Raw genomic sequence first — 8718 nt, 5'->3', positions numbered from 1 at the left:
GAAAGGGAATCCGCGCCCTCGAATGTACCAACTTCCCATTTCACTTGTCATCTTGGAAAACTTTTACTTAACCGAAACTTAACTACAATGAAGTTTCGGTTAAGTTGGGTTGCTGTTCTTGGAAATCTTTCTTCAAGCGATAGGCAAATTCTTTCATTAACTGTGTTTCATGGCGGCTCGATTTTGTCACAATACCGAATGAATGCGTTGTTGGAATCTCTGTTAAAAAGTCGATTTTTACAGATGACATATCTTGCATGAATCGCTGCGAATGATTAAAGGTTAAGTCGAGTCCAATCGTGTACGCCTTATTTTCTTCCACATATTGCTGAACGATGTGCGGGTTATTCACACTAATAACGATATCGTTTCGTCCGAAGACACGCTTCATCTCATTCATCGTCGCAATCACAATTTTATCGTCGAATAGAATGACAGGTTGTTCACCGAGTTCTTCCGTCACAACCTTGCCTCCTTGAATGACAGGTGAATCTTTATGTGCGACAATGAACACCTCACAGTTTTGAATCTTCGTAAAGGCGAGGTCAGGGTATTTTTCTAAATCTTCATGGTTGTAAACAGCGAGGGCAATATCGACTTTTTCGCTTTTCAATTCTTCCAACATCGTCTGTGAGTTTTGTTCACGAATTTGAATGTTGATATCAGGGTAGATAGATTTCATCTGCTGCGCTGTCGCAAAAAGTTGAAAGAACGGGCCTGGGATGGAAGCGACCTTTAACGTGCCTGTTAATTTATTTTGTAAAACTTCAGCTGATTCGTATAAATCGTCGAGTGCGAATAAGATTTTTTTCGCCTGCGCCACAATAATGCGACCTTCCTTTGTAATCGTCGAACCTGTGCGATTGCGTTGGAATAGCGTGAGTCCGAGTTCCGCTTCAATCTTGTTCAAACCTTGACTGAGTGCAGACAAGGTAATATGTAGATGTTCGGCTGCGTCCTTTAACGTTCCGAATTTTTCTACGGTCACAATGTATTTTAATTGTTCAAATGTCATTGAAAACTACCCCTTAGTTTAAGAATACTGAATTAATGTTAATTATAATGAAATTTACATTAACTAAAAAGTTATTTACACTAAATTGAGAGAAAACGTTTTCCATTTTCAAAAAAAGGAGTGTTTCCACATGAAAAATAATCGATATCGCATTGCGAATCGAGAAGCATTAATGGGGATTGGGCTTGTGATCGTCAACTTCGCCATCTGGTACGGTTTTGCGTATGGGCTTGGTAGTGGCGATCCAGAAAAATATACATATGTTCTCGGTTTCCCAGCATGGTTCTTCTATAGTTGTATCGCAGGAACGGTGTTTATGATTATCCTAATTTATTTTGTAATCAAGTTCTTCTTTAAAGAGGTTGATTTTGAGGAGGAAGAAGAATAATGCAGTGGTCGGTCATTCTGCCATTAGCCATTTTCGTTATTATCATTTTTGGAATTGGTTTTTGGTCAAATAAATTTGTTACAAAATCAGATTCGTTCCTATCTGAATATTTCTTAGGTGGACGTGAAATGGGCGGGTTCCTACTAGCCATGACGATGATGGCGACATATGGAAGTGCCTCATCTTTCATTAGTGGTCCAGGAGTTGCCTATAATACAGGGCTTGGTTGGGTTTTGCTTGCACTTGCACAGCTGCCAGCAGGTTATTTTGTCTTAATGATTTTAGGGAAAAAGTTTGCAATTGTTACACGCAAATTCAAATCGATTACACTTATCGACTTTTTACGTGCACGCTACAACAGTAACGCCGTCGTTATTTTATCAGCAATCAGCATTATTATTTTTTTATTCGCTTCGATGGTCGCACAGTGGGTAGGGGGCGCACGTCTAATTGAGTCGCTAACTGGTATGAAATATACAACAGCGCTATTCATTTTCGCAGTTGTCGTATTAGTCTATGTAGTCATCGGTGGTTTCCGAGCAGTTGCATTAACGGATGCGTTACAAGGAACGATCATGGTCATTGGTACAATCATTCTATTAGTCGGTGTAGTCATCGCAGGTGGCGGGATTGACAATATTATGAGTGATTTAGTAAAAGAGAATGCGGAACTCGTATCGCCATTCGGTGTCGGTCATGCCTATTCACCAGCCTACGTGTCGTCCTTCTGGATTCTCGTCGGTGTCGGTGTCATCGGTCTACCACAAATCGCTGTTCGTGCAATGAGTTATAAAAATTCACGCGGTATGCATCGTGCCATCTTAATTGGTACAATTGGAATCGCAACCATCATGTTCGGCATGCACTTAGTTGGGATTTTCGGTCGCGCAGTTTTACCAGGAATCGAGCTAGGTGATAAAGTGATGCCAGCTTTAACGATGAACGTTCTACCACCATTCGTCGCAGGAATTGTACTTGCTGCACCAATGGCAGCGATTATGTCGACGGTCAATGCACTACTCATGATGGTGAGTTCGACAATCGTAAAAGATATTTATCTACATTACATTAAGCCAGATTCAAGTGATGAACATGTAAAAAAGACGAGTTTCATCATTACAACAGTTGTAGGGATTTTAGTCGTGATTATGTCACTAAATCCACCTGAAATTATTGTGTGGTTAAATCTATTTGCATTCGGTGGACTGGAAGCCGTATTCGTATGGCCAATCGTTCTCGGTCTCTATTGGAAGAAGGCGAATAAGTTCGGCGCGATGGCTTCCATGCTTGTCGGAGTCGTTCTCTATATCGCCATTACCCAATTCTCACCAAATATCTTTGGCGTACACAGTATTACATTCCCAATTGTATGCGGTCTGATTACATTCGTGATTGTCAGCCTACTTACACATCACAAAATCAAAGAAGCACCACAATATATCTAATAGTTGAAGCAGCATGCGATTTTGCATACTGCTTTTTTTTGTGCGAGTGCCTCGTTTCGCTGGTCGAATGTTCCGAATCAGGGAGCGAGTGACCCAATTTCGCCCTCGAATGACCCGTTTGGACGGTCGAATGTTCGAATTCACCCAATCCTAGTCAATTCAAGTCCTCTTTTATTACTCAAAAGCCTTGAAGAAAGTACGGAGAGGGAGCAATTTAGTCTTTTGTGCGAGTGACCCAATTTCGCCCTCGAATGACCCGTTTGGACGGTCGAATGTTCGAATTCACACAAACCTAGTCAATTCAAGTCCCCTTCTATTACTCAAAAGCCTTGAAGAAAGTACGGAAAGTGAGCAATTTAGTCTTTTGTGCGAGTGCCCCAATTTCGCCCTCGAATGTCCTGTTTGGACGGGTGAATGCCCCAATTTCGCTCTCGAATGACCCGTTTGGACGGTCGAATGTTCCGAATCAGGGAGCGAGTGACCCAACAGCTTCAACGAATGTCCCGTTTCGTCAGACGAATGTTCGAATTCACACCAGCCTAGTCAACTGAAGTCCTCTTGAATTACTCAAAAGCCTTGAAGAAAGTACGGAGAGGGAGCAATTTAGTCTTTTTGCGCGAGTGCCCCAATTTCGCCCTCGAATGTCCCGTTTGGACGGGCGAATGCCCCGAATCGACGAGCGAGTGCCCCAAACACTTCTCCGAATGACCCGAACCGACGAGCGAGTGCCCCCAACAGCTTCATCGAATGTCCCGAACTAGGGGGCGAATGACCCGAACCAGACAACGAGTGCCCCAAACACTTCTCCGAATGTCCCGAACCGACGAGTGAATATCCCATTCTGCCCTTCGAATGCCCCAACCCACGCCCATCTCAAAAAAATAAATTTTTCCAAAAAACAGAATGATGTACAAAAAAATGCACACCTTATTTATTATACTCAGGATAATAAATGAAATGGAGTGAGGGAAATGGTAATGGATATTAATCAAATGTTAGAAAAAAATTTTACAGAGTGGATGTATGAGGCGACGCCGGATCATCTTTTGACAGTATTGGATTTGAAGAAACAAGTTGGTATGGTGAGAAAGAAAAATAGAGTGAAGCCACTGCATACAAGTGTACGAAAAAGAAAAATTAATACATTAGTAAAGAGTAATAAACTTCTTTTTACATTTTATCAAAATAAAGAAAAAGTAAAATTATTTGATTGGTTAGATGTACCAGAGCACCAAATGGAAGATATCACAGAACAACAGATTTTAGAAGCTTTTGAAGCAAGCGGGGAAAAAAATCATCGACAATTAGCACTGCAATATTACTTCTGTCAGTTTCATGAAGCAGCCTATCTGACGTACGAAAATCGACCGGAAGAAGTGGTTGAAGTGATTGAAACGAAAAAAGAAGAAGTAGCAAAGCCAGTCGAAGAAAATCGACAAATGAAACAATGGAAAAAAGAAAAACAAAAATATCTTAAACAAATGCAGCAGTTGAAAAGCGAGCAACATACATTAAAACAAAATTATCGTGAGTTGAAGACAGAACATGATGCACTGAAAAAAGAAAAATTTGAATTGGGCAAAGCACATCAGACATTGCAAGAAGCTTTTGACCAATTGACGCTGCAACATCAGCAACAAAGTGATGCACGCTATGAACGCGTTATGGCAGAAAAAGAGGAGCTTATGAAGCAGATTGAAAAACTTCAAATTGAACAGATGACGCAGCCGATAGTAATTGAAGTACCAACACCAGAACCTGAACCAACACCAATACCTGTTATGCATGAAGAAATTGATGTTCAAAGTATTCGTGAAAAAATGCGAGAAAACCAAGCAGGACAGGGAGAAGGGTGGTCTGTTTTAGATCCGGACAAACCTAGCAATGTTGCGACGATGCCACAGAAAGTTGTGAAGTCGGTAGTCGAAACGAAGCAAAAAGAAGTTGCGATTTTAGGTAATCCACGTAGTAAGCTGTTGAGTCGTTATGCATTAACATATCATTTTTATGAACAGCATGAAGCGAATGAATTTTTAAAACAAATTCCTTTCGTTGATGCAGCATTTGTATATGAAGAACGTTGTGACGTGATGCAGTTAACAGATATGTTGAACCAACCGAATGTGAAAGTGATTCAAAATTTCCAACAATTAAAACAATCTTTGGAGGCATTATAAGATGAGAGACGCACAAGTATATGTATTAGGAAAAATTAATGATTATAATATTTTTATTAATCAAATGAATATATTGCAATTAGAAGTAAAAGGGTTGTCTGGGAAGTCGATTGAGCAGCAAATTTTCACATACGGTACTGATTTAGAGGAAGTCGGACTATTTGATGCCCCTTTTGAAGTAGATGGCATGCGAATTCAAGAAGCGAAAGACTTTTTAGAAGGGAGCGTTGTGATTTTTAAATTAGAAGAAGCAGCGAAAGGTTATTATAAAGCGGTTAATTTAACATTGCGTCCTCAAAAAGAACAAATTCTTGCGACATCTTATACAGCAATTCCTGTATTTAGTGAAACACTGCATGGCTCTTTAGAAGATTTGATTGAAAAATTACAAAATCGTAAAATGGTTGGTCAACATGCTCATACGTCAAATGATGCGGCTGAGACACCAAGTCATATTTTATTTAAAAAATCTGATGGCTCGATTTATGCGATGGGACCAATTCAAAACCAGCGACATGCGCATGGCGGGAAAATGTATGAATTGGCAGGTGATTTACATGTAAGTCGATTAACAGCGGTGCAACTAGCCGACTATTACTTAATTGATGATGTCGCATTTATTTCTGCTGAAAAAGATCAACAGTTAGTCGCACATTTATGTCAACAGGCACCTGTACAAGAAGCGGATCAGGAAGCACAGTTTATGGATATTTTTTATCATCAGTTGAAAAGCGAAAATATGCACTATCGTAAAGAGGATTTACATCATTTCCATACGGCGATGAAAGCAGGTGGGTTAATCGTATTAGGCGGTATGAGCGGTACAGGAAAGTCACAGTTAGTAAATGCTTATACACGCACGCTCGGTTTATCAAAAGATCAAATGCGTATGATCCCAGTATCTCCTTCTTGGTTAGATGAAACAGATGTACTTGGATATGTTGATACAGTACAACAGCGTTACATGCCAGCGATGACAGGCATTGCCAAAACATTAGTAGAGGCGACGCATCATCCTGAAAAAACATATGTGATTTGTTTAGATGAGATGAATTTAGCAAAAATTGAACATTATTTCTCACAATTTTTATCTGTTTTAGAACTTGAAGTGGGTGATCCACATCGCGTTATTCAACTTTACTCAGAAGCATTTACAGTGAATAATGCACATGAATTCCCTGCACAAGTGCCGATTGGTCATAATATTGTATTCGTTGGAACGGTTAATTTTGATGAAAGTACGCACCGATTAAGCGACAAAGTGTTAGATCGTGCGAATTTGATTGAGCTAGATGTAGAGCCTTTTACAAAATTAATGGAGAAGGTTGAAGTAGATAATGTGGCTAAACCGACAGCTTATACATTGCAAAAATTGCAGCCTTCTGTAGATGATATGCAATTGAGTGAACAGGAATTAACGTTTTTATGGGAACTATCGCAACTAATGGGTGAGGCGATGAATACGGTATTATTCGGTCCGAGAACAGTGAAGCAGATGAATCAATATATGCGAAATGCTTATTTTGATGCGACATTTACACGAGAGGATGCACTTGATATGCAAATTGTATCACGTGTTTTACCAAAGTTACGTGGACCTAAGCCATTATTTGAAGCTTGTTTTTCACAAACTGAGAAACCTTCAAAATTCATGCAATTACTTGAAAATTATCGACACCTATCACATTTTGAACGAACAAAACAAAAGATGAAACAGAAAGAGAAGGAGCTGCTTCACTATGGATACGCCCTTTAAGTTATATTTTGAAGAGAATCAGCGCCGTATCGAAATCCCTTGTTATACGAGTATGGAACAATGCGTGACTGAAGCACCAATCCAACTCCTTGAAAATCGTAGACTCACCTGTATTTTTTCTGGTGAGGGGACGGTGCAATTTGATTGTTTAGAGGATACTTTTACATCGGGTGTCCATGTGTTGTATCAATATGAACATAATCTAGCGTATCCTTTTTTACCAGGGGAGCAACTAGGTTGTGTGAAGATAGCGAGTGAGACGTATTATTTCCGCTTTATAATTCAACCACGTGTATCTGTCGCAGAACATGAACAGATGATGCAAGAAATTGAGGCTTTCTTAAAAGGTTATTCTACACAGCACACACAAGCTTTTACACATGCACTGCCAGAACAGTTTTTCCATATTTTGTATCAGATTCAGCAACATCCAATTCAGCAAATGGCACATATTTATGAATTGGAGGAGGTGGAGAGAGGAGGGCGCATCAATCAGCGAAGTCAGCTTTATGCGATGCGTCACCCTCAGGAGCAGCGCCAACTCGTACAAAAAAAGAAGATGAATTGGAATTTACCAGCTAATCAAATGCTGAAGATTCAATTGCAAAATAGTTTAGCCATTGTGTCACCATATGAAGCAACACGTATTCGTCAATTTTTACAACAAGATTGGATGCAAACGGTAGACGTACCAAGCCATTATATTCATTCAAATGATGGAATGTACAATCCTTATTATCGTGAAATCAGTCAAATCTTACAAAATCGAATGAATCAACCGATTGTTCGAGGAACCGTCCAAAAATCTAAAAGTGGCGCTGAAATTTACGAAGTATGGGGTTATTTAAAAGTAATCGAATACTTGAAAGAACTAGGTTATACAAGTCGAAATGCAGAACTTACGCTAAAGAACAATTCAAAAGGAGACGTAACTTTTGACCATGATACTCAAAATTATGTCGAACTTGTAAAAGAAGATACAGTGCTTCGTGTATTCTGGGAAGATGCATTGCTACGAGATGCGCGCAAAGTTTCACCAATGCAACCTCTTTACACGTGGCACAATCATACACCGGATTGTCGCATTGATTTTTGGCATAAAGGCATCTATAAAGGTACGCATATTATAGACTTTAAATATCGCCATCTTGAAAAAAGATGGACAGAACAAGTAGCATATAGTGATCCGGTAGATTCAATGTTTAAACAATTATCGGCTTATGCACTGGCACGTTCAAACAGTCAGCAACTAAACAATGTAGCAGAACCCTTACTCGATGTAGCACCAGTCAAACAAGTATGGGCGGTAACACCTTATACAACAACTCATCAAGAAACTATCGAAGGTTACCCGCTTCAATTGCATACACTACAACCCGGTAGTCAAAATGAATCATTTAAATGCATGCTCGAATCCATCGTACAAACGATGTGAAATGAGCATGTTTTTTATGTTTGTGTGGAGTGAGTGCGTGAGTGAGTGACCCGTTTCACGAGTTGAGTGCCCCAATTTCGCCCTCGAATGTCCCGTTTGGACGGGTGAATGACCTGAATCGATGGGCGAGTGCCCCAACAGCTTCATCGAATGACCCGTTTGGACGGTCGAATGTTCGAATTCACACAAGCCTAGTCAATTCAAGTCCCCTTTTATTACTCAAAAGCCTTGAAGAAAGTGCGGGGAGGGAGCAATTTAGTCTTTTGGGCGAGTGCCCCATTTTTGCCCTCGAATGTCCCGAATCAGGGAGCGAGTGCCCCGAACACTTTAGCGAATGACCCGTTTCGCCGGTCGAATGTTCGAATTCACACAAACCTAGTCAATTCAAGTCCCCTTCTATTACTCAAAAGCCTTGAAGAAAGTACGGAGAGGGAGCAATTTAGGTTTTGTGGGCGAATGACCCATTTTCATCACCACTGAAAGGGAAACATCTCTGTTGAAA

Annotated in this window: 6 protein-coding genes; 5 read left to right on the top strand and 1 reads right to left on the bottom strand. The window is 40.2% G+C overall.

What is annotated here, in order from left to right:
- Positions 1-82: 82 nt before the first annotated feature.
- The gene (locus KGI01_RS12790; RefSeq protein ID WP_141275003.1) at positions 83-1015 is read right to left on the bottom strand and encodes a LysR family transcriptional regulator; all 933 of its coding nucleotides are present in this window, start codon (positions 1013-1015) and stop codon (positions 83-85) included.
- Positions 1016-1145: 130 nt separating this feature from the next.
- On the opposite strand from KGI01_RS12790, the gene KGI01_RS12785 reads away from it, so the two are divergent.
- The 5 genes from KGI01_RS12785 to KGI01_RS12765 all read left to right on the top strand — a co-directional run bounded on the left by KGI01_RS12785 (position 1146) and on the right by KGI01_RS12765 (position 8216).
- Entirely contained in the window at positions 1146-1403 is a 258-nt protein-coding gene (locus KGI01_RS12785; RefSeq protein WP_068455689.1) for a YhdT family protein, read from the top strand.
- On the top strand, positions 1403-2848 hold the full coding sequence (gene panF, locus KGI01_RS12780; protein ID WP_141275002.1) for a sodium/pantothenate symporter: 1446 nt from the start codon (positions 1403-1405) through the stop codon (positions 2846-2848). The genes KGI01_RS12785 and panF overlap by 1 nt, the downstream gene beginning before the upstream one ends.
- A gap of 971 nt (positions 2849-3819) precedes the next feature.
- Positions 3820-5025 (top strand): hypothetical protein, encoded by a 1206-nt coding sequence (locus tag KGI01_RS12775; RefSeq protein ID WP_141275001.1) that lies wholly within the window; start codon positions 3820-3822, stop codon positions 5023-5025.
- A gap of 1 nt (position 5026) precedes the next feature.
- Positions 5027-6781, top strand: a complete 1755-nt coding sequence (locus KGI01_RS12770) for an McrB family protein (RefSeq protein WP_141275000.1) — start codon at positions 5027-5029, stop codon at positions 6779-6781.
- Positions 6765-8216, top strand: coding sequence for a nuclease domain-containing protein (locus KGI01_RS12765; protein WP_141274999.1), 1452 nt, complete (start codon positions 6765-6767; stop codon positions 8214-8216). The genes KGI01_RS12770 and KGI01_RS12765 overlap by 17 nt, the downstream gene beginning before the upstream one ends.
- Positions 8217-8718 lie beyond the last annotated feature (502 nt).

It is taken from the genome of Kurthia gibsonii, from assembly GCF_006539985.1.
Lineage (GTDB): Bacteria > Bacillota > Bacilli > Bacillales_A > Planococcaceae > Kurthia > Kurthia gibsonii.
This window is presented reverse-complemented; position numbering and strand designations above follow the sequence as displayed.

Bases quoted from the DNA above. Each gene is read 5' to 3' on its own strand.
- KGI01_RS12790 (WP_141275003.1), bottom strand. From the start codon at position 1,015: ATGACATTTGAACAATTAAAATACATTGTGACCGTAGAAAAATTCGGA.
- KGI01_RS12785 (WP_068455689.1), top strand. From the start codon at position 1,146: ATGAAAAATAATCGATATCGCATTGCGAATCGAGAAGCATTAATGGGG.
- panF (WP_141275002.1), top strand. From the start codon at position 1,403: ATGCAGTGGTCGGTCATTCTGCCATTAGCCATTTTCGTTATTATCATT.
- KGI01_RS12775 (WP_141275001.1), top strand. From the start codon at position 3,820: ATGGTAATGGATATTAATCAAATGTTAGAAAAAAATTTTACAGAGTGG.
- KGI01_RS12770 (WP_141275000.1), top strand. From the start codon at position 5,027: ATGAGAGACGCACAAGTATATGTATTAGGAAAAATTAATGATTATAAT.
- KGI01_RS12765 (WP_141274999.1), top strand. From the start codon at position 6,765: ATGGATACGCCCTTTAAGTTATATTTTGAAGAGAATCAGCGCCGTATC.